The organism is Pseudarthrobacter sp. MDT1-40-2 (assembly GCF_059383595.1).
In genome coordinates this window covers 1-20,285 of the sequence record NZ_JBWZCL010000005.1, presented here as the reverse complement: position 1 = coordinate 20,285, position 20,285 = coordinate 1, and the positions used below count along the sequence as shown (strand labels likewise).

Genomic DNA, 20,285 nt, shown 5'->3' with positions numbered 1-20,285 from the left:
TGTATTGGACCTGAGAGTTTCCGCGTGCCCGCAGGGCGGGTCACGCTTGCACCGTCGGTGAGCGGGCATGCTGCCTGCTACTTTCCAGAGTTGCCTCGCCGCGGCGGTACATGGGCCTGAGAGATTCCTGGGGAGGATTTGCTCCTACGGCGCCTGCTTGTACTGTGTGGCAGAACTCTCCCGCCGCAGATCAAAGGCATATTAAGTTGGGTTGCTGCCTCACGGCAGGACTGTCGCCGGTAGCCAAATGTGGCCTCCGTAACTTATCCATTCTCCTACGCGGGAGACGCTGGGGCAAATGGTGCGATTTAGCCCCGGAGCCGCTCGACGGCGGCCAGGAGGCTTGCGACGTCGGCAGCACGGTCTGGTGCAGACGCATCCCCTTCCGGGGGCGGGGCATCCGTGGCACCTTCCCACATGGCATTGAAGTACAGCCCGTCCCCCATGTAGCGCACCGCTTTGGCCATTTCCGGCCCCACATCCTCGGCCAGCAGCTCCAGCCACCGCCCCTGGATGGCAGCGAAGCGTCGCCGGGTTTCCTGGTGCGCCACCTCGGCCAGCCGGGTCACGGCAACGAATACCCGGTCCAAGGGGGTGTCGGACCAGAGCGAGGACTTGATGAAGTAGGCCGCGGAGCCTTCTTCGGCCGCCGCCATGGCCGCCATATCCTCCCCCGCCAACTGGTCCAGCCGCTCCAGGAGGGAGGAGATGAGGGCTTCCTTGTTCGGGAAGTGGTACAGCAAGCCACCCTTGGAGACCCCGGCCCGCGTAGCGACGGCATCAAGGGTGGCAGCCCTCTCGCCCACCTCAATCAGGAGGGCTTCGAAGGCATCAAGCACCGCTTCGCGGGCTACGGGTTTTCTGGCCATGGGTCCAATCATGCCTGCTTTCTGGCGTCGCCTTCCTAACTATACCGTCCAGACGGTACAGTTATCACATGACTTCCAGCCCCGACCTCAGCACTGCGCCGCACACTGGAATCGGAAAGCCTGCGGGCTCTCGCCTTTCCGGTCCCCGCGCGCCGTGGCGTGACTGGCTGGCATTGGGCCTGCTGATGTTCCCCGTGCTGCTCGTGGCGGTGGATAACACAGCACTGACCTTCGCCCTGCCTGAAATCGCGCGCAGCCTGCAGACCAGCGGCATTCAGCTGCTGTGGATTGTGGACGCCTACCCGCTGGTGCTTGCCGGGCTGCTGGTGGCAATGGGCAGCCTGGGCGACAGGATCGGCCGCCGTCGTCTTTTGCTGATCGGCAGCGTCGGCTTCGCTGCCGTCTCCGCCATCACTGCATTCGCACCGTCTGCCGGCTTTCTGATTGCCGGCCGCGCAGCCCTGGGCTTCTTTGGCGCCATGCTGATGCCGTCCACACTGTCCCTGATCCGGAACATCTTTCCCGAACCCAACCGCCGTCGGTTGGCCATAGCCATTTGGGCCGCCGGTTTCTCCGGCGGCGCGGCGCTGGGTCCGATTTTCGGCGGCTGGCTGGTGGAGCATTTCTGGTGGGGCGCCATCCTCCTGGTCGCGGCGCCCATCATGCTTCCGCTGCTGGTCTTTGGCCGCGCCGTCATTCCCGAATCCCGGGACCCCAAGCCCGGCAAAATTGATGCGCCCAGCGTCCTGTTGTCCATGCTGGTGATGGTCCCCGTAGTGTACGGAATCAAGGAGCTGGCTACAGAAGGGATGGCCGCCACGCCGCTTGCCATCATCGCGTTTGGCCTGGTGATGGGGGTGGTGTTTGTCCGCCGGCAGAAACGGCTCGCCTCACCCCTGCTGGACATCTCCCTCTTCGGCAACAGCATCTTCAGCACCGCGATTATGGCCAACGTCCTGGCTCTGTTCTCCTTCAACGGGTTCATCCTCTTCCTGGCCCAGCACCTGCAGCTTCTGGAAGGAATGTCGCCGTCCGAATCCGGAGTGGCCATGATTCCGGCCCTGCTGGCCACGGTCATTGCCGGCTTGCTGGTGGTTCCGCTGGTGCGCATGGTCCGGCCCGGCCTGGTGGTGGCTGGCGGCCTCTTGCTCAGTGCCACCGGATATGCCCTGGTGGCTTTTGGCAACCACGCAGGCGGCCCGGAGCTGCTGCTGGCAGCGCTGCTGGTTCTGGCCCTGGGCGTGGGCGCCGCAGAAACCATCTCCAACGACCTGATCCTGGGCTCGGTCCCGGCAAACAAGTCAGGTGCTGCCGCGGCGGTATCGGAAACGGGCTACGAGGTGGGATCGCTACTGGGCACCGCAGTTCTGGGTTCCATCCTGACTGCGTCCTACCAGCACAACCTTTCGCTGCCTGCGGAAGTGGCGGGTCAGGGTTCCGACGCCGGAACGCACCTGGCCGGCGAAACGCTTGCCGGCGCCGTCGAACTCGCCCATACCCTGCCCGCGCCTTTAGCGGACGCCGTTCTGGACGCTGCCCGGGCGGCATTCGACTCGGGGGTGCACATCACGGCGGCGATGGGGCTGGGACTGATGGCAGCGGCGGCGCTGACTGCCGGCGTCGTACTCCGGAAGGCTCCAAGGGCAAGCTAGCCCCATTACCAAAAACACCGAGTGGCGGGATAACGCCGCTTAGCTCAAATCCAAGCAGTATCTTCCCGCCACCCGGCGCACCAGGTGTGTCTGCCGGGGCCCAGCGGCCCCGGCAGGGCCCTTTACTTGCTGTCGGGTGCCGTTACGCTGGCTGTCGCCTTCATGGTTTCGGCATTAATCATCCAGGCGAACTGCTCCAGCTTGCTGATGAACTCGTGCAGGAGGTCGGCGGTGGTGGGATCTTCCTCATCAACCTCGTCGTGCACCTTCCGCATGGTTCCCACTGCGGCCTCAAGTGCAGCAACAATCCGCTCGATGGCGTCCTTGGTGCTGATCAGGCCTTCCGGGAAAGCGGGCAGATTGGTGGAGCCCGAGACCGTGGCGCTGCGGCCATCCGGCAGGGCGTGCAGGGCGCGCATGCGCTCGGCGACATCGTCGGCAAAGAGCCGGGCTGCGTCCACAATCTCGTCAAGCTGCAGGTGGAGATCGCGGAAGTTGGTTCCCACAATGTTCCAGTGGGCCTGCTTGCCCTGCAGGTGGAGCTCAATAAGGTCCGTCAGGACGGCCTGCATGTTGTTGGTCAGTGTCGGTGAAGCTTTCATGAAATCCTCCTCGATTGGTCCGTAATCCTGACGCTATCAGCACTGCTCAACCGGGTCGCCGGGCACTGGGAAAATTTCTCAGTGAGCTTACTAAGTTGACTTCACGGACGACATAAAAGAACGCGATTCATTTAACCCCTTGCACCTCAGCCTGTGACCCTCCATACTAAATGAACGTCATTCATTTAGTGACAGTCGTCTCACTGGAGTAGCCACATGATTGAAATTTCCTGCCTCGATGCCCCCGCCTCCCTGGCCCGGACAACGGCGTCCGCCCGCCCCGCCCTTCGGGTGGGCGTGGTGCAGCACCGCTGGCACCCGGACACCGCGGTGCTGCATGCCGAACTCAACGAGGGCATCGAACGCGCAGCCCGATTGGGGGCCAGCGTGGTGTTCCTGCCCGAACTCACGCTCGCCCGTTATCCTGCAGACACCCGGCCGGAGAACGACACCACCTCCGGTGCCAAAAACAGGCCCAGGCCATCGGACCTTGCGGAGGACCTCCTGACCGGGCCCACGTTCACTTTCGCGGCGCGGGCCGCGCGGCGCTACGGCGTATCCGTCCATGCCTCGCTCTATCAAAAGTCGGAGAACCCGGACGGCTCCGATGACGGATTGGGCCTGAACACAGCCATCCTGGTCTCCCCGGAAGGCGAGCTTGTGGCCCGCACACACAAGCTGCATATCCCCGTCACCGCCGGCTACTACGAGGACAAGTTCTTCCGCCAGGGTCCCGCAGCCCAGGACGCCTATGAAGTCCATGCCCCGGCCGAACTCGGCGGAGCGCGACTGGGCATGCCCACGTGCTGGGACGAGTGGTTCCCCGAGGTCGCCAGGCTGTACTCACTGGGCGGTGCCGAGATCCTGGTCTACCCCACTGCCATCGGTTCGGAGCCGGACCACCCGGGCTTCGACACCCAGCCGCTCTGGCAGCAGGTGATCGTGGGCAACGGGATCGCCAATGGGCTCTTTATGGTCGCGCCCAACCGGTGGGGCCATGAAGGGACGCTGAACTTCTACGGCTCGTCCTTCATCTCCGATCCCTACGGCCGGATCCTGGTTCAGGCTCCGCGCGACGAATCCGCGGTGCTCGTCGCCGATCTTGACCTGGACCAGCGCCGCGACTGGCTGACACTCTTCCCCTTCCTGTCCACCCGCCGCCCGGATACCTATGCCCGGCTCACCGATCCCGTGCGCCGGGATCAGCCCCTAGGCGGCGAAGCATTGGCGCTGGAAGATGTGGAGGCTGCGTCATGAGCTGGCGCATGCCTGCGGAAACTGCACCCCAGGAGCGCCTGTGGATGGCCTTCCCCACCGGCGGTTACACCCTGGGTGACACCGAGGAAGCCGCTCATGCAGCGCGCTCCACCTGGGCAGCGGTGGCGAACGCCGCCGTCGAATTTGAACCCGTCACCATGGTGGTGGACCCCCACGACGTCGATACCGCCGCGCGCTATCTGCACCCTGACGTCGAGGTACTTTATGCCCCGCTTAACGATGCCTGGATGCGGGATATTGGCCCCACTTTTGTGCTTGACGGCCTGGGACGGCGCGGCGCCGTCGACTGGGTGTTCAACGGCTGGGGCGGCCAGGACTGGGCGAGCTGGGACAAGGACGCCGGGATCGCGGCCGAGGTCACCCGCCAGTCCGGGGCACACCATGTCCCGTCACCGCTGGTCAATGAGGGCGGCGGGATCCAGGCCGACGGGTTGGGAACCATCCTGGTGACCGAAACCGTACAGCTGGATCCGGGCCGCAATCCAGGCTTGAGCAAGGCTGACGTGGAGAAAGAACTGGCACGAACCCTGGGAGCTACGCACGTAGTGTGGCTCCCCCGCGGCCTGACCCGGGATTCGGAACGCTTCGGTACCCGCGGGCACGTAGATATCGTGGCCGCTATCCCATCCCCGGGAACCCTGCTGGTTCATTCACAGCAGAACCCGGCCCATCCCGACTATGACGTCTGCCGCGAGATCATCGACTACCTCCGCACCACAAGGGACGCCGCCGGCCGAGCGTGGAAGATCGTGGAGGTTCCTGCTCCCGAGACGCTTCACGATGACGAAGGGTTCGTGGACTACAGCTACATCAACCACGTGGTGGTCAACGGCGGCGTGATCGCCTGCAGCTTCAATGACCCCCATGACGACAAGGCCCTCCAGATCCTCGCCGAGGCCTACCCCGGCCGCCGTATTGTCAGTATTGATGCACGGGAGCTTTTTGCCCGTGGCGGCGGTATTCACTGCATCACCCAACAGCAGCCCGCTGCCTCCTAGAAAGCACGGACATGACCCAAACTATCCGTAACAGCGATGACAGCCGCTCCGGCGCATCCCGCAACGCCTCCGGAAGCTCTGCACACGGCATTAGCCCAAAGGGACTCAAGGGCGGGCAGCTGGGGCTCCTCGCCGTCGTCGTCCTGGGTATCTCCACCATTGCCCCGGCCTACACGCTGACCAGCGCCCTTGGCCCCACTATCAATGAGGCCGGGCTCCAGCTGCCTGTCATCTTCCTGATCGGTTTCATCCCGATGATCCTGGTCTCGCTCGCCTACCGGGAGCTCAACGCCGATTCACCGGACAGCGGCACCACCTTCACCTGGGTCACCAAGGCGTTCGGACCCTGGGTGGGCTGGATGGGCGGCTGGGGACTGCTCGCGGCAAACATCATCGTGCTTTCCAACCTCGCGGCAGTTGCTGTCGACTTTTTCTATCTCTTTCTTTCACAACTCACGGGTTCACCGGAGCTGGCCGAGCTGGCCGCCAACAAGCCCCTGAACGTGCTGACCTGCTTCGTTTTCGTGGCTCTGGCAATTTGGGTCAGCTACCGCGGCATGCGCACCACCAAGCTGGTGCAATACGGGCTGGTGGGATTCCAGCTCCTGGTTCTTGGCCTGTTCGTGGCCTTGGCCTTCGCCAACTGGTCCACTTCGGAAACGGCCATTCCTTTCAGCTGGGAATGGTTCGACGTCACTGAAATCGAGACCTTCGGCCAGATTGCAGCCGGCATTTCGCTGTCCATCTTTGTCTACTGGGGCTGGGATGTATGCCTGACGGTGAACGAGGAAACCACCAACGGCAAGCGGACCGCCGGCCTGGCGGGCACCCTGACCGCCGTGATCGTCCTGGGCATCTACCTTCTGGTCAGCATCGCCACCATGATGTTCGCCGGCATCGGCGACACCGGGAACGGGCTGGGCAATCCGGACAACCAGGAGAACATTTTCACGTCCCTGGCCTCGCCCATCATGGGACCGTTCGCCATCCTGATGTCCCTCGCCGTCCTGTCCAGCTCGGCTGCTTCGCTGCAGTCCACGTTTATGTCGCCGTCCAGGAGCCTGCTGGCCATGTCCCACTACGGAGCCCTGCCCAAGCCGCTGAGCAAGCTGAGCAAGTATTCGACGCCGCGCACGGCCATTATTGCTGCCGGTGTCCTGTCCTCGGGGTTCTACGCGATCATGCACATCATTAGCGAGAACGTCCTGAATGACACCATCCTGGCACTGGGCCTGATGATCTGTTTCTACTATGGACTCACCGCCATCGCCTGCGCCTGGTACTTCCGTAACAGCGTCTTCAGCAGCGTCCGCAACTTTGTGCTCCGGCTGCTGTGCCCGGTGTTGGGCGGCGTCGGCCTGTTCGTCGTGTTCGTCCAGACCGCCATCGACAGCCTGGCCCCCGAGTTCGGCAGTGGCTCTGAAGTCTTCGGCATAGGTCTTGTGTTTGTCCTCGGCGTGGGCATCCTAATCATGGGCGCCGTCTTCATGCTGGTCATGGCGCGCCTCCGCCCGGGCTTCTTCCGTGGCGAGACCATCCGCCGCGATACCCCGGCACTGGTGGTTCCGGAGTAGCCAATCGAGCGCCCGTACAAACAGCCAGAGACAACACGGTGCCCTGTCCGGGAATCTTCCGGGCAGGGCACCGTTGTGTCCCGGGCGGCTGCACCAGAAAGGCGCCGGAAACGGCAAAGGCACCGCTCACCTGGTGGTGTCCGGTGCCCTGCTTGCCGTGGTGGCAGGCTGCTCTGAAGGTCTTTAGCCTTCGCAGTCGTAGCAGTACTTCAGGCCGTTCTTTTCCTTGGCAACCTGGGACCGGTGACGGACCAGGAAACAGGAGGAACAGGTGAACTCATCCGACTGTTCGGGAACAACAGTAACCGTCAGTTCTTCGCCGGAAAGATCGGCTCCGGGAAGGTCGATGCCCTCCGCGGTGTCGTTCTCGTCGAGGTCGATGACAGCAGTCTGGGCGCTACCGCTGCGGGACGCCTGAAGGGCCTCCAGCGATTCGGCGGGAGATTCTTCTTCGGTCTTGCGTGGGGCGTCGTAATCGGTAGCCATAACGTGTTCACTTTCGTTGCTGCACAGCGCCATTTCAGGCACCTCAGTGAAGCAGTTTAGGTCATTCTGCAGGCGTGTAAAGAAAATTGTGTTCAACACTACAGTTTTCTACCGCCGTTGGGCGCCTGGCCGCGGCGTCCCACCCTCGCTATTGACCGGGAAGCCCCGGTTCAGGCAGGCCCGTCGGGCATGCTGTCCGAGCCCGAATACGCGGTCGCGGCACCGTCTGCTGCCACCGCTACTCCGCTCAGGGCCGGCAGCCAGCCCCAACGGCTCGCCTCCAACACGCCGTCCAGCGTGTTTTCCACGCAGTTTTCAACGTAAGCCGCTTCAATCCAGCAAGCGATACGGCGGCTGGTCCTGCCGAGGAATGTCCCGTTCATCCGGCCAACGTATCCGGCCCATATTCGGGAACCATTTCCGGAATGTCAAAGGCGTGTTAACGGCACGACGGGTGGCACGCTATGGCCATCACGACCCGCGAGGAGCTACGGTGAGGTCCGCCACCCGCTCGAGCCGAGGGTGCAACCCGTCGTCACCGTCCACGACGCCCGTTTCCCACCAGAGCTTGAGCCCGTCGGGAGTCACCTCGAGGCTGGCGAGGTTGTTGTTGAACCAAGGTCCGGTAACCCGTGTCCAGCGGAACGGCGGTTTCGGAACCCGGGCCAAATGGGCCACCACGGCGCCTACAGGCGCAGCCAGGCCGTAGGCCGTCAAAGCCCCGAAGTACCTCATCACCCGTGGAAGGGGGTTACGGATCGGAGAGCAGACCGCCTGCACAATGCGGCTGCCCCCGCTTCGATCCACCTCCGCGACGTAGGAGAAGTGCACATCCCCGGACAGGAAGGTAATGGTCTCCGGTGCCGGGCCCCGCTTGCCGTCAGCGACCTCGGCGGCCATGGAGGCCATCTTGTGGAAGCTGCTTTGGAAGGCGCTCCAATGTTCCAGATCGACCGTCTGGCGCAGTTTCTCTCCGGCGCGGGCGGCAAGCTTGCCCCACGCGCCTTCCGAGACGGCCTCATTCCAGGATTCGATGTGATGCAGGCCCATAGGCAGCAGGAATGGCAGCGACGTGGCAATCAACAAGTGGCGGAAGCCACCGCGCATCTGGCCGTCAAGCCAGTCCATTTCCTGATCATCGAGCAGGGCGCGGTGGTCCGGTTCCAGGTTCCGGGCAGCGCGGGAATCGATCACGATGAGCCTTGTGTCCCCGAAGTCCCGGCAGAAGCTCCACCGGTAGGATGGCGGGTCTTCGTCCGCACGTTCCGCGAACCTGTCCAGTTCCAGGCTTAGGTCAAGCTCAGCCTCGCCCGCATGCCCGGTGATCCGTTGCCAAAGGGGGTCCCTGAGCCGTTCACACGGCGAAAGGTTGCCAAGGTGCTGGTACACCCAATAGGAGGACAACCCGGAGACGATCCGTTCATGCCACCAGGAGGTGGCTTCCATTTCCTTTCTCCAACTCAACGAGGCATTCCAGTCGTCCCGGATGTCATGGTCGTCGAAAATCATTGCGCTGGGCAGCGTGGACAGCAGCCACCTGTTGGCCGGGTCGGACCAGGCGAGTTTGTAGAGGTGGGCGTACTCCTCGTAATCCTTAAGCTCCTCGCCGGGCTGGGCATCAATGTCCCGGCGGGCACGGATAAACTCCTGCATCTGATCGCTGGTGGAGTCTGCGTACACTTGATCCCCCAGGAAGACCACCAAGTCAGGCCTGGCGGGACCTCCGCCTGAGGCCATCGCCAGCGCGTAGGCCCGAAGCGCGTCGACGCCGTGCGTCTTGTTGCCGGATGCATCGTGGGGGATACTGGTGCGGCAGGAGCCGTAGGCCATACGCAGTGCCTTGCCGGATTCCAGCGTCGCAATGACGGGCGGTGGAAATGTGGAGTCGCGCTCGGGCCAGCACTGTTCTCCATCAATTTCCAAGGTATAAGGGAGGACCGTTCCGGGCTGTAGCCCGTCCGCCTCCACAAGCGAGTAATGGTGGCCGTGCACAGCGAAGGAACGGGCTGCCCACTCCCTGTCACCGGCGCGGACCAATACCCGGGCAGCGTCACGCGTCTCTACCCAGATGCTGGCTGAGTTGTCATCCACGTACCGCATGATTGGTCCCAGCACCAGCGAGGTTGTCATGACTTAGTTGTACCCGTTTCGCACGGCATCAACCATGGGCACCCAGTCAGGGGTCTACATTTTTCTGGAGCCTCCTGTCGGATTCGAACCGACGACCCCCGCTTTACAAGAGCGGTGCTCTGGCCAACTGAGCTAAGGAGGCATGCCCGCAATCGGGCTGCACCGAAACGGCGCTAGATAAGGTTAGCTCACCGGGGCGGAGAACAAAAAAATCAGCGCCCGGTGCCGCCGGCAATCCGGTAGGACTCCTGCAGCAGCTCGTCCAACTCGTCCCGGTCCACGTTGGCCAGCTTGACCAGCACAAGCTGCGGGGACCGTTCGTGGTGCGGGGTCCAGAAGTATGTGTCCGGGTCCGTCCCCGCGAGCGCCTCCCGTTCGGCGGTCTTCACGGTGAGGACACCGTCTTCCCACATCCGGGCCATCAGGGACCTGTTGAACCAGGCCGGCATGTTCCAGCTGGGCCGTTCGGTGACACCGGGCAGTGCCAGGCAAATGCTGCGAACGTCCTCTTCGGTAGCCATACGCCCATGATGGCCCAGCCAGGCAGGATCAACCACCCCTGGTTAAACAACCGTGGACCGCCTGCTGGGCTACAGCATGCGGTCCACGGTTACAGGGCAACGAAAGGAATCAGGCCTTGGCGTCAGCCGCTGCCTGAATAGCGGCAGCTAGGTCGCTGGTACCGTCCCACTGCTGTCCGTCGATGAAGACTGTGGGCGTACCGGTGATGCCGCTGTTCGCAGCCAGTTCAGTGGAGTACTTCACGTACGGCCGGAACTTCTTGTCCTCAACACAGCTGTTGATGTCTACGCCAACTTCACCTGCCAGGGATTTCAGCTTGTCATCAGACAGGCCGGCACCACCTTCAGGGGGCTGGTTCGCGAAAAGGATGTCAACATATTCGGCGTACTTGTCCGGTGCGGTGTCGGCGACGCAAGCCGCGGCGTTGGCCGAACGGGAGGAGTAGTTCGTGGTGGACCGTGTATCGAGGAAGCCGAGGGGACGGTATTCCATGGCGATCGTGCCGTCGTTGCGCAGCCCCTTCAGCAGCTCGCTGTTGTTGGTTTCAAACTGCAGGCAGGCGGGGCAAATGAAGTCGATGTAGGCAACCACCTTGACGGGCTGGCCTTCTACGGCCTCGGCTCCTGGTGCCACCACAGGCGAAGGCTGGGTTTCGGGCCGGGCCGGCAGGCTGGCCATGTCGATGGTGGCAGGATCCGTAGCCGCTACTTCGTCGTTAGCCAGCAGGGTAACGCCGCCGTTGACGTTGGCGCTGGCAGGAACGGGCCCCTGGTCCGCGATCGGCGTGTTCCGCTGGATGTTGTTGACCACCACAAGGGCGATGACCGTCAGGATCGCCACGACGGCGACGACGATGCCCCACCCGATGAGCATCTTGTTACGTTTGTCCTTCTTCAGCTGGGCCTCGCGGATGGCGCGGGCCTTCTCGCGTGCTTCCGCTGTTCTTTCTGCTTTGGACTTACGGTTTTCGTTTGCGGGGCTCATCTGTTCCTCGTGTCGATCGACGTCGGGCGGACCACATTGTGGCAACTTCGCCTATTTTAGGGGAGAAAACTGGGAGCTTGCGCTTTCAAGTAATCCAGGGCGGCGGCGACATACGAATAGCACCCGGGATTCCGCCCCATTAGGGTGGAACAAGAGCCATAGGCAACCTTAGGGGACCGAATTGGAACGCAACGATCAGCACAATCCGAACAACGATGCCGTGGATAAACCCGCCGGGCAGCACGCCACCCAGGGCGTAGCACCGGGAACGCGGTATGACTTCATGGTGGTTTCCAACCGGCTTCCGGTGGACCGCTGCAACGCCGGAGACGACGGCGACGACGGATCCGGCTGGCGCCGGTCCCCCGGCGGACTCGTCACTGCCCTCGCCCCCATGATGACCAAGACCGACGGCGCGTGGGTCGGCTGGCACGGCGCCCCTGACGAGACGGTCAAACCGTTCAGCCACGGCGGAATGGACCTGGTGCCGGTGCACCTGAGTACCGACGACGTCGAGCTTTACTATGAGGGCTTTTCCAACGCCACGCTGTGGCCGCTGTACCACGACGTCATCGCGCCGCCGGAATTCCACCGCACCTGGTGGGATTCGTACCGGAAGGTGAACAGGCGGTTCGCCGACTCCGTCATCAAGTATGCCGCCGAGGGCGCTACGGTGTGGGTCCAGGACTACCAGTTGCAGCTGGTCCCGCGGATGCTCCGCGAGGCCCGGCCGGATCTGCGGATCGGCTTCTTCAACCACATCCCGTTCCCGCCGCCGGAGATTTTCGCCCAGCTGCCGTGGCGTCGTGCCATTATTGACGGCCTGCTGGGAGCGGACCTGGTGGGCTTCCAGCGAACCAGTGACGCCGGCAACTTCATGCGCTCTGCGCGCCGGTTCCTGGGCGCCAGCGTCAAGCGACAGCAGGTGCACGTCAAGGGGCCCGGCGGCCAGGTAACGCACATCGCCAGGGCCCAGGCGTTCCCCATCTCCATTGATGTCCAGCAAATCCACGAGCTGGCCAACAAGCCGGAAATCATCGAACGCGCCCGCCAGATCCGGCAGGACCTCGGAAACCCGAAGACCGTCCTGCTGGGCGTGGACAGGCTGGATTACACCAAGGGAATCCGGCACCGCCTCAAGGCCTTCGAGGAACTCCTCGCTGACGGCTCGCTGAAGGTGGAGGACGCCACGCTCATCCAGGTCGCCAGCCCCAGCCGTGAGCGCGTTGAACAGTACCGACTGCTGCGCGAGGAAATCGAAGGCACCGTGGGCCATATCAACGGCACCTACGACACCATCCAGAACACGGCCGTCCGCTACCTGCACCACAGCTACCCGGTGGAGGAAATGGTGGCCCTGTATTTGGCCGCGGACATCATGCTGGTGACCGCCCTGCGCGATGGCATGAACCTCGTTGCCAAGGAATATGTCACCACCAGGACCAAAGACGACGGCGCGTTGGTCCTCAGCGAATTCGCCGGCGCCGCCGATCAGCTCAAGCACGCCCTGCTGATCAATCCGCACGACATCGACGGCCTGAAGGAAACCATCCTCAAGGCGGTCAGCATGACGCCCCGCGATGCAGCCCGCCGGATGCGTGCCATGCGCAAGCAGGTCCTCGAGCACGACGTCGACCACTGGTCCAGGGAGTTCCTGACCGCCTTGAACGAGAAGGTTGTGCGCGATGACTCCTGATACCAACAGCGCAGACTGGCTTAACCTGAGTCCGGACCTGCTCGATGCCATCCACCGGATCGCCGCCACGGAACACCTGCTGGTGGCCCTGGACTTCGATGGCGTGATGGCACCCCTGGTGAACCGTCCGGAAGACGCCCGGCCGCTGCCCCGCACCGCTAGCGCCGTTGCCTCCCTCGCCACGCTGCCACGCACGACGACGGCACTCATCTCGGGGCGCGCACTGGACAGCCTGCGGCTGGTCGCCTCCCCTCCGGCGCAGACCCTGCTGATCGGCAGCCATGGGGCCGAGGCCTGGATGGGGCCCGGGTCCACACCCCTGACGCTGGATCCGGAGCAAGTGCAACTGCTGGCCGAGGTCAGGGCAAGGCTGGCCGAGATCGCCGGTGAAGCGCCGGGCACGCACCTGGAGGACAAGCCGGCAGGAGTGGTGCTGCATACCCGCCTGGCTGCCGATGACGTCGCCGAAGACGCCGTGGCAGCTGCCCGGTCCGTCTTGGGCGACTTGCGGGGTGTGCACCTGAAAACCGGCAAGCGCGTCCTGGAAACCTCCGTGGTGCACGCATCCAAGGGCGACGCCATCACCTTCCTGCGGCAGGCAACAGATGCGTCGGCGGTGCTTTTCGCCGGCGATGACGTGACCGACGAGGACGCCCTGGCACGGATGACCAAGGACGACGTCGGCATCAAGGTGGGCTTCGGCTTCACCCAGGCCAGCTACCGTGTGGAGGCCCCCGTTCACATGGCCGAAGTCCTGGAGGCACTGCTCAAGGAGCGCCGAAAGGCCCTCGGCGAGGTCCCGATGTCGAACGCCCCGTAACGAACCTCACAAGTGACGTTTGTAACATTCGCCGACATTCCGGATAAATCTGACATACTCTTGGATGTGATGTGGCGCACAAGAACCGTGCGGCGTCGCGAGTGCTCCCGGGCTTCGGCCTTGGGAGCACCCAACTGAATACACACCATTCACTACGGATCGTCCGGCACGTACCTGCCGGTGAAGGGATTGATAACTGTGGCAACAGTTACTTTTGATAACGCAACACGTCTTTACCCGGGCACCGAAAAGCCCGCCGTCGATAAGCTCAACATCGACATCGCCGATGGCGAATTCCTGGTCCTCGTTGGGCCCTCCGGCTGTGGCAAGTCCACCTCACTGCGTATGCTCGCAGGCCTTGAGGACGTCAACGCCGGCCGCATCCTGATTGGCGACCGCGACGTCACTGACGTCCCGCCGAAGGACCGCGACATCGCCATGGTCTTCCAGAACTACGCCCTGTACCCGCACATGACCGTTGCGGACAACATGGGCTTCGCCCTGAAGATCGCAGGCGTTTCCAAGGAAGAGCGGGCCGAGCGTGTCCGCGAAGCCGCCAAGCTCCTGGACCTCGAGCCGTACCTGGACCGCAAGCCGAAGGCACTCTCCGGTGGCCAGCGCCAGCGTGTCGCCATGGGCCGTGCAATCGTCCGTAACCCGCAGGTCTTCCTCATGGATGAGCCGCTTTCCAACCTGGATGCCAAGCTCCGTGTCCAGACGCGTACGCAGATCGCATCCCTTACCCGCCGCCTCGGCGTCACCACCGTCTACGTGACCCACGACCAGGTCGAGGCCATGACCATGGGCGACCGCGTTGCGGTCCTCAAGGACGGCCTGCTGCAGCAGGTGGACACCCCGCGCAACCTGTACGACAAGCCGAAGAACGTCTTCGTTGCGGGCTTCATCGGCTCCCCCGCCATGAACCTGCTGGAACTGCCCGTCGTCGACGGCGGCGTCCAGTTCGGTGGAACTGTTTACCCCGTGCCGCGCAACATCCTCGAAGAGGCACACGGCTCCACTGTCACGCTGGGCTCACGCCCGGAAGACCTCGAAACCGTTGGCAACGGCGAAGGCCTGCAGGTGGAGGTGGACGTTGTCGAAGAACTCGGCGCGGATGCCTACGTCTACGGCCACACCACGCTTGACGGCCAGGACCACGACATCGTGGCGCGGGTCGACGGCCGCCGCCCTCCGATGAAGGGGGACACCATCTTCGTCCGCCCGCAGTCCGGCCACGTGCACCTGTTCGACACCAAGACCGGCCTGCGCCTGGGCGACTAGTCCCCACCGGCGGTTGAGCCTGCCGAAACCCCAGGTCTCGACAAGCTCGACCAACGACAACAGTAACGACGGCGGCCCCTCCTTTGGACATTCATTGGAGTGGCCGCCGTCGCACGTTAACACCCTCAATGCGAGCAGGAGCTCTGTGGATTACCCCATGTCGCTGATTCCCTTCCCCGTCCTGCTGGACCAGCTGGACGGGGACGGTTTTGCCCTCACTCGCGACACCTCCATTTCGGCCGACGCGGAGAGCCTGGCGGCCGCCGCGGAACTAGCCAGGATCCTGCGGCGAAGCACGGGCTTTGAGTTACCGGTTGAAAAGTCCGCGCCAGAGGGCGCCAACATTGTCCTTGCCGTCGCTCCTGAGCTTGCGCTGGAAGCAGCCCGGAACGACTGCCCGGCTCCGGCGGAGGCTTACACGCTCACCGCTGATGCATCCGGCGTCGTGATTACCGGAGCCTCCGCGGCCGGGGTGATGAACGGCGTACAGACGCTGCGGCAACTCTTTCCTGCCGACGTCGAAAGTCCTTTCCCGGTTTCAAGGGACTGGCGGGTACCGGCTGTTGCCATCCGCGATTTCCCGCGCTTCACCTACCGCGGCCTCATGCTGGATGTCGCACGGAGCTTCCTGACAGTGGATGAGGTGAAGCGGCAGATCGACACGATGATCCAGTTCAAGTTCAACGCCCTGCACCTCCACCTGACGGACGATCAGGCCTGGCGGATCGACATCAGGAACCCGGAACACAACCCTTCCGGCCTGGACTACGGCATGCTGACCCGTCTGGGCGGCTCTGGTGCTGTTGATTCCCCCGGCGTCGGGCTGGGTCCCGGGCACACGGGGTTCTACAGCCAGGCGGACTTCTCGGAAATAGTCGCCTACGGGGCACTCCGGAACGTCCTGGTGGTCCCGGAAATCGATATGCCGGGCCACGTCAACGCAGCCCTGGCCGCCGTGCCGCAGCTCAACGCCAACAACATTCCACCAGCCATGAACACCACCGGTGAAGTGGGGTTCTCCAGCCTCGACGCGAACAATCCAGTGACGTACGAGTTTGCCCGGGAGGTGATCCGGCAGCTGGCAGCGCTGACGCCCGGGCCCTACCTGCACATCGGCGGGGATGAAGCCCTGGTCACGCCGCGCGGAGAGTACCTGGCCATGGTGTCGGCGATTGCCTCGATGGTTGCTGACGCAGGCAAGGTCCCGGTGGGTTGGAATGAATATGCCGCGGCGACGATTCCGCACGGTTCCGTCATCCAGTACTGGCACGGCAGCACGTCCGCCTCGGCGGAGAAGACATCCGACGCCGGCGCCTCGGTGATCATGTCCCCCGCCCAGCACACCTACTTGGACCAGAAATACACTCCTTCCAGCCCTATCGGCCTGGGCTGGGTGGAAGGCGGTCCGTTCAGCTGGCGTGAATACTACGCCTGGGATCCAGGGCAGTTGGGCATCTCGGCGGAGCACGTCCTGGGCGTTGAAGGCCCGCTTTGGAGCGAGACTGTCCGCGGCGGGCTGCAGGCGGACTGGCTGCTGTACCCGCGGGCGGTCGCGTTGGCCGAGGTGGCCTGGACCGCGCAGGAAAGCCGCCACCCGGACCATTTTGCAGATCGCCTGGGTGAGGTGGGCGCCCGGCTGGCGCTCCAGGGAGTGGCGTTCCAGGCTGCCCCCGACGTCCCCTGGGCGGCTCAGCCCGTGTACCCCTTCAATGACATTTAGCCGTTGCGCAGCAAGTAGGAAAGAATTGGATCATGACTGAGGACAACAGCGCGCTCTGGCACGACGAACCTACGGATTACGGGCAGATCGGCAAGTTGCCCCGGTTCGAGGCAGCGAGCGCCAATGACGGCGCCATGAACGTATCCAGCTCGCTGAGTATCACCGCTGCAGCCACGGAGCCGGAGTTGTTGGACCTGCCGTGGCACATTGCCCTGGAGGACTGGCCGGCGGAGAACCTGGCCGCGCTTCCCCGCGGTATCTCCCGGCACATTGTGCGCTTCGCCCACTTGGGTGGTTCGGTCATCGCCATCAAGGAAACGTCGGAGCACGTGGCCCGCCACGAGTACCATATGCTGCGCAAGCTGGCCCGGTTGGATGTTCCCTGCGTCGAGCCGGTAGCTGTTATCACGGGCCGCACCACGCCACAGGGCCAGCCGCTGAACCCCGTGCTGGTGACCCGCCACCTGAAGTTCTCCATGCCGTACCGTGCCTTGTTTTCGCAGATGCTGCGGAAGGACACCCTGACCAGGCTGATCGATGCCCAAGCGCTGCTGATGGTCCGCCTCCACCTCATCGGTTTTTATTGGGGCGACGTTTCGCTCTCCAATACGCTGTTCCGCCGCGACGCCGGCGCCTTTGCTGCTTATCTGGTGGATGCGGAGACCGGGGAGCTCTACCCGGACCTCTCCACGGGGCAGCGCGAATATGATCTGGAGATTGCGCGGGTAAACATCGCCGGTGAATTGATGGACCTGCTCGACGGCGGCCTCATTGAGGAGAAGGTGGACCCCGTCGCCACCAGCGAGCTGATCATGGACAGCTACCGCCGGCTCTGGGCCGAACTCACGGAGAAGGAATCGTTCGAACTCGGCGAACGCTGGCGCGTTGGGGCACGCATCCGCAGGCTCAACGAGCTCGGCTTCGACGTCGAGGAATACGCCATCAAGACCACCCAGAACGGCTCCACCATCCAGCTGCAGCCCAAGGTGGTGGACGCCGGCCACCACCAGCGGCGGCTTCTCCGGCTCACGGGCATTGACGCCCAGGAAAACCAGGCGCGGCGGCTGCTCAATGACATGGACACCTTCCGGGCAGACAACAATCCGGACATGGACGAGGAATACAGCGCCCACCTGTGGGTCAGCCAGATATTCGAACCGATCGTCCGGTCGATCCCCCGTGACCTTTCCGGAAAGCTCGAGCCGGCGGAGGCAGTCCACGAAATCCTGGAACACCGCTGGTACATGTCCGAGCAAGCGAACCGCCATATTCCGCTGGCCGAAGCGGTGCAGTCCTATATCGATTCGATCCTCCGGCACCGCCGCGACGAGGCCGCGATCATGCTGCACCCGGACACCGAGCTGCTCAAGATCCTGGAAGTGGAAACTGAGGAATCCCGGTATGGGAAGGATCAGGACGAATACCCGGATTCAGACGACTAAGCGTTGTCCGGAATGCCCGCGTGCCTGGACTGGCGCTCAGATTGCCTTACCAGGGTTCAGGATTCCGGCCGGATCGAAAAGCTCCTTGATCCTGTGCTGCAACTCCCGGACCTCCGGAGCCTGCTCAAGCCCCAGCCAGCGCCGTTTGTACTGCCCCACGCCGTGCTCGCCGGTGATTGTTCCGCCCATCTCCAGGGCAGCTGCCACCGAATCATCCAGGGCGAGGTGCAGTCTTTGGATGGCCTCGGCGTCTGCCTCTGTCCGGTCAATCCAAAACGTGGGGTGAAGGTTGCCGTCCCCGGCATGGGCCACCACCCGCAGGCGGACGCCACGGCGGACCGCCATCGCCTCAAGCCAGGCCACATAATCCACCAACCGTGAACGGGGTACTGCCACGTCCTCGCCCACCCGGTAGTCATCGTCCGGGGCGGCACCACGGCTGTTGCGCCGCAGGTCCACCAGCCTCTCCGCCTCGGCGCTGGCTTCGGTGGTCACCACGGCGCCGCCGGCCGCCAGGACGCTTCGAACGACGTCGGCCTCCGCCTCAGCCCCGAAGCCATCCGTCTGGATGAGCAGCAGCGCCGCGCCGCGGGCCCGGAGATCGGAGCCATAGGCATCGTCAAGTTGGGTGAGCGAGCCGCCGTCGAGTAATTCCATGATGGCGGGCTGCACACGCGCGCTGCCCACAGCGAGCACACCCGCAGCAGCAGAAGGGAAATCGGGATAGAACGCGGCGATGGTCTGCACGTGGCGCGGCAGGTACTTAAGCCGGACTGTAGCCGCCACCACAATTCCAAGAGTCCCCTCGGAACCAACGAACAGCGCGGTGAGATCGTAGCCGGCTACGCCCTTGAATGTCTGGTGCCCCGTATGGATCAGCGAGCCGTCGGCCAGGACAACGTCAAGCGCCAGCACGGAATCGCGCGTTACTCCGTACTTCGCACAGCGCAGTCCGCCTGCATTGGTGGCAACATTGCCGCCTATGGTGGATATCCGAAAGCTGGCCGGGTCAGGTGCGTACATGAGCCCATGCTGCGCGGCCGCATCGTTGAGTGCAGCGTTCACCACGCCGGGTTCGACGACGGCGGTCTCGTCGTCCGGGTTCAGGTCCAGAATGCGGTTCATCCGTTCCAGGCTCAGGACGATGCAGCCCTGGCTCGCGTGCGCACCGCCGGACACCCCGGTCCCGGCTCCGCGGGTCACCACAGCTATCCCGTGGGCCGAGCAGGTCCGCATCACACCCTGGACGTCAGCCACGGTTTCAGCCCAGACCACAGCGATGGGCAGGTGGTAGTCAACGATCGGCGCGGCGTCCACGGCGTATTTGGTCCGGGTTGCGTCGTCTACCGCAACCTTTCTAGGGCCAAGGAGGAGAGCCAGTTCCTCCGGGATTCCTGCCGTGCCGGTGTTCTGCTGAGTTTCATGCACGAGCCCAGTTTAGGGTGGCGGGGTGAACTGCGGGACGGAGGATCTTCCAGTCGCCTAGCTTGCGCCCATAAAACGCGCGAAGTGGGACAGGATTTTTGGCCAGGCCTGTTCCCAAACCCGGCGGACAACAGCAGGGTTCTCTGCCCCCTCCCACCCGTCGTGGCGGATCTCTACAGTCGTGGAGTGCTCACCAGGGACAAAGACGGCCCTGACCTCCGTTGACCACAGTGCAGTAGTTCCCGGATGCCACGAGGCCTGAAAGGTGAAGGGTGGCTGCCAGTCGCCCACCATGCCCCAAATGCTGGTCCGGCCATCATCGGCGGTTTCCAGGATCAGTTGCTCCTCGAACTCAACGTATGAGCCCTCCCCGTACACGCTGTGTGCGCCCATGGGCCACCACAGGTGCGTATGGTCGGTGAAGCCTTCAAATGCCCTGGAGACCGGCCCGGGTACCGTTACAGAGGCCACGACCGCTTCCGGTTGACCTGCTGGTGTGGGGTCCGGTGCGTCGTCGGCTGCATGGCTGAAGAGACTGTTCATGGTGCCCAACTTTACCGCGACCCTTTCTTCCCGGATTCCTGCACCTGGCTCGGGGTCCGTTGGTGGTCCCTGATGCGTGGGCTTGGGTGGCGGGCTGTGTTTTTGGGCACGGTGGCTGGGCCAGTGTGCGGGTGCGTGGGTGGTGGTGTTTGGGTGTTTAAAGGGGTCAGGCCCCGACACGTGGTGTCGGGGCCTGGCCTTTTAATGTTTGTCCGGCGGTGACCTACTCTCCCACACCCTCCCGGGTGCAGTACCATCGGCGC

Annotated in this window: 18 protein-coding genes, 1 tRNA gene and 1 riboswitch; of the genes, 9 read left to right on the top strand and 10 right to left on the bottom strand. The window is 63.7% G+C overall.

What is annotated here, in order from left to right; all coding sequences use genetic code 11:
* Window positions 1-94: 94 nt before the first annotated feature.
* Window positions 95-193, bottom strand: a riboswitch (glycine riboswitch).
* A 115-nt stretch (window positions 194-308) separates the two neighbouring features.
* Window positions 309-869 carry a TetR/AcrR family transcriptional regulator gene (locus AC50X5_RS14085; RefSeq protein WP_494976705.1) on the bottom strand — a complete coding sequence of 187 codons (561 nt, stop codon included), beginning with the start codon at window positions 867-869 and terminating at the stop codon, window positions 309-311.
* Between the two features lie 68 nt (window positions 870-937).
* Between AC50X5_RS14085 and AC50X5_RS14080 the strand changes: the two genes are divergently transcribed.
* Window positions 938-2,521, top strand: coding sequence for an MFS transporter (locus AC50X5_RS14080; protein WP_494976704.1), 1,584 nt, complete (start codon window positions 938-940; stop codon window positions 2,519-2,521).
* Between the two features lie 122 nt (window positions 2,522-2,643).
* Here the strand turns inward: AC50X5_RS14080 and AC50X5_RS14075 are convergent, their stop codons facing one another.
* Entirely contained in the window at window positions 2,644-3,123 is a 480-nt protein-coding gene (locus tag AC50X5_RS14075; protein ID WP_494976703.1) for a Dps family protein, read from the bottom strand.
* A 216-nt stretch (window positions 3,124-3,339) separates the two neighbouring features.
* Between AC50X5_RS14075 and AC50X5_RS14070 the strand changes: the two genes are divergently transcribed.
* The 3 genes from AC50X5_RS14070 to AC50X5_RS14060 are packed head-to-tail and all read left to right on the top strand — an operon-like array spanning window position 3,340 to window position 6,973.
* Entirely contained in the window at window positions 3,340-4,380 is a 1,041-nt protein-coding gene (locus tag AC50X5_RS14070) for a nitrilase-related carbon-nitrogen hydrolase (RefSeq protein ID WP_494976702.1), read from the top strand.
* A complete protein-coding gene (locus AC50X5_RS14065) occupies window positions 4,377-5,399 on the top strand; it encodes an agmatine deiminase family protein (RefSeq protein WP_494976701.1) in 1,023 nt (340 codons plus the stop codon). Before AC50X5_RS14070 ends, AC50X5_RS14065 begins: the two co-directional genes overlap by 4 nt.
* Window positions 5,400-5,410: 11 nt before the next feature.
* On the top strand, window positions 5,411-6,973 hold the full coding sequence (locus tag AC50X5_RS14060; RefSeq protein WP_494976700.1) for an APC family permease: 1,563 nt from the start codon (window positions 5,411-5,413) through the stop codon (window positions 6,971-6,973).
* A gap of 183 nt (window positions 6,974-7,156) precedes the next feature.
* Here AC50X5_RS14060 and AC50X5_RS14055 read toward each other — a convergent pair whose 3' ends face one another.
* The 6 genes from AC50X5_RS14055 to AC50X5_RS14030 form a co-directional block, all read right to left on the bottom strand.
* Window positions 7,157-7,459 (bottom strand): DUF4193 domain-containing protein, encoded by a 303-nt coding sequence (locus AC50X5_RS14055; protein WP_463936990.1) that lies wholly within the window; start codon window positions 7,457-7,459, stop codon window positions 7,157-7,159.
* Between the two features lie 170 nt (window positions 7,460-7,629).
* Window positions 7,630-7,842 (bottom strand): hypothetical protein, encoded by a 213-nt coding sequence (locus AC50X5_RS14050; protein ID WP_494976699.1) that lies wholly within the window; start codon window positions 7,840-7,842, stop codon window positions 7,630-7,632.
* An 88-nt stretch (window positions 7,843-7,930) separates the two neighbouring features.
* Window positions 7,931-9,589, bottom strand: coding sequence for an alkaline phosphatase D family protein (locus AC50X5_RS14045; RefSeq protein ID WP_494976698.1), 1,659 nt, complete (start codon window positions 9,587-9,589; stop codon window positions 7,931-7,933).
* Between the two features lie 65 nt (window positions 9,590-9,654).
* Window positions 9,655-9,731: transfer RNA gene (locus AC50X5_RS14040), tRNA-Thr, on the bottom strand.
* A gap of 70 nt (window positions 9,732-9,801) precedes the next feature.
* Window positions 9,802-10,110 (bottom strand): MmcQ/YjbR family DNA-binding protein, encoded by a 309-nt coding sequence (locus AC50X5_RS14035; protein WP_494976697.1) that lies wholly within the window; start codon window positions 10,108-10,110, stop codon window positions 9,802-9,804.
* Window positions 10,111-10,219: 109 nt separating this feature from the next.
* Window positions 10,220-11,095 carry a DsbA family protein gene (locus AC50X5_RS14030; RefSeq protein WP_494976696.1) on the bottom strand — a complete coding sequence of 292 codons (876 nt, stop codon included), beginning with the start codon at window positions 11,093-11,095 and terminating at the stop codon, window positions 10,220-10,222.
* 283 nt (window positions 11,096-11,378) lie between these two features.
* Here AC50X5_RS14030 and AC50X5_RS14025 point away from each other — a divergent pair, with 283 nt between their 5' ends.
* The 5 genes from AC50X5_RS14025 to AC50X5_RS14005 all read left to right on the top strand — a co-directional run bounded on the left by AC50X5_RS14025 (window position 11,379) and on the right by AC50X5_RS14005 (window position 18,054).
* On the top strand, window positions 11,379-12,791 hold the full coding sequence (locus tag AC50X5_RS14025) for an alpha,alpha-trehalose-phosphate synthase (UDP-forming) (protein ID WP_494976873.1): 1,413 nt from the start codon (window positions 11,379-11,381) through the stop codon (window positions 12,789-12,791).
* Window positions 12,781-13,611: a trehalose-phosphatase gene (gene otsB / locus AC50X5_RS14020; RefSeq protein WP_494976695.1), complete on the top strand. Its 831-nt coding sequence runs from the start codon at window positions 12,781-12,783 to the stop codon at window positions 13,609-13,611. The genes AC50X5_RS14025 and otsB overlap by 11 nt, the downstream gene beginning before the upstream one ends.
* A 198-nt stretch (window positions 13,612-13,809) precedes the next feature.
* Window positions 13,810-14,892 (top strand): ABC transporter ATP-binding protein, encoded by a 1,083-nt coding sequence (locus tag AC50X5_RS14015; protein ID WP_493984827.1) that lies wholly within the window; start codon window positions 13,810-13,812, stop codon window positions 14,890-14,892.
* Between the two features lie 145 nt (window positions 14,893-15,037).
* Window positions 15,038-16,612 (top strand): beta-N-acetylhexosaminidase, encoded by a 1,575-nt coding sequence (locus AC50X5_RS14010; protein WP_494976694.1) that lies wholly within the window; start codon window positions 15,038-15,040, stop codon window positions 16,610-16,612.
* Between the two features lie 32 nt (window positions 16,613-16,644).
* Window positions 16,645-18,054 carry a DUF4032 domain-containing protein gene (locus AC50X5_RS14005; protein ID WP_494976693.1) on the top strand — a complete coding sequence of 470 codons (1,410 nt, stop codon included), beginning with the start codon at window positions 16,645-16,647 and terminating at the stop codon, window positions 18,052-18,054.
* 36 nt (window positions 18,055-18,090) lie between these two features.
* Here the strand turns inward: AC50X5_RS14005 and AC50X5_RS14000 are convergent, their stop codons facing one another.
* On the bottom strand, window positions 18,091-19,434 hold the full coding sequence (locus AC50X5_RS14000) for an FAD-binding oxidoreductase (RefSeq protein ID WP_494976872.1): 1,344 nt from the start codon (window positions 19,432-19,434) through the stop codon (window positions 18,091-18,093).
* Between the two features lie 102 nt (window positions 19,435-19,536).
* Complete coding sequence (locus AC50X5_RS13995; protein ID WP_494976692.1) at window positions 19,537-20,022, bottom strand: SRPBCC family protein; 486 nt, start codon at window positions 20,020-20,022, stop codon at window positions 19,537-19,539.
* Window positions 20,023-20,285 lie beyond the last annotated feature (263 nt).

Coding starts and splice junctions, on each gene's coding strand:
- AC50X5_RS14035 (WP_494976697.1), bottom strand. CDS start 10,110: ATGGCTACCGAAGAGGACGTTCGCAGCATTTGCCTGGCACTGCCCGGT.
- AC50X5_RS14005 (WP_494976693.1), top strand. CDS start 16,645: ATGACTGAGGACAACAGCGCGCTCTGGCACGACGAACCTACGGATTAC.
- AC50X5_RS14070 (WP_494976702.1), top strand. CDS start 3,340: ATGATTGAAATTTCCTGCCTCGATGCCCCCGCCTCCCTGGCCCGGACA.
- AC50X5_RS14060 (WP_494976700.1), top strand. CDS start 5,411: ATGACCCAAACTATCCGTAACAGCGATGACAGCCGCTCCGGCGCATCC.
- AC50X5_RS14055 (WP_463936990.1), bottom strand. CDS start 7,459: ATGGCTACCGATTACGACGCCCCACGCAAGACCGAAGAAGAATCTCCC.
- AC50X5_RS14075 (WP_494976703.1), bottom strand. CDS start 3,123: ATGAAAGCTTCACCGACACTGACCAACAACATGCAGGCCGTCCTGACG.
- AC50X5_RS14085 (WP_494976705.1), bottom strand. CDS start 869: ATGGCCAGAAAACCCGTAGCCCGCGAAGCGGTGCTTGATGCCTTCGAA.
- otsB (WP_494976695.1), top strand. CDS start 12,781: ATGACTCCTGATACCAACAGCGCAGACTGGCTTAACCTGAGTCCGGAC.
- AC50X5_RS14045 (WP_494976698.1), bottom strand. CDS start 9,589: ATGACAACCTCGCTGGTGCTGGGACCAATCATGCGGTACGTGGATGAC.
- AC50X5_RS14065 (WP_494976701.1), top strand. CDS start 4,377: ATGAGCTGGCGCATGCCTGCGGAAACTGCACCCCAGGAGCGCCTGTGG.
- AC50X5_RS14030 (WP_494976696.1), bottom strand. CDS start 11,095: ATGAGCCCCGCAAACGAAAACCGTAAGTCCAAAGCAGAAAGAACAGCG.
- AC50X5_RS14050 (WP_494976699.1), bottom strand. CDS start 7,842: ATGAACGGGACATTCCTCGGCAGGACCAGCCGCCGTATCGCTTGCTGG.
- AC50X5_RS14025 (WP_494976873.1), top strand. CDS start 11,379: ATGGTGGTTTCCAACCGGCTTCCGGTGGACCGCTGCAACGCCGGAGAC.
- AC50X5_RS14080 (WP_494976704.1), top strand. CDS start 938: ATGACTTCCAGCCCCGACCTCAGCACTGCGCCGCACACTGGAATCGGA.
- AC50X5_RS13995 (WP_494976692.1), bottom strand. CDS start 20,022: ATGAACAGTCTCTTCAGCCATGCAGCCGACGACGCACCGGACCCCACA.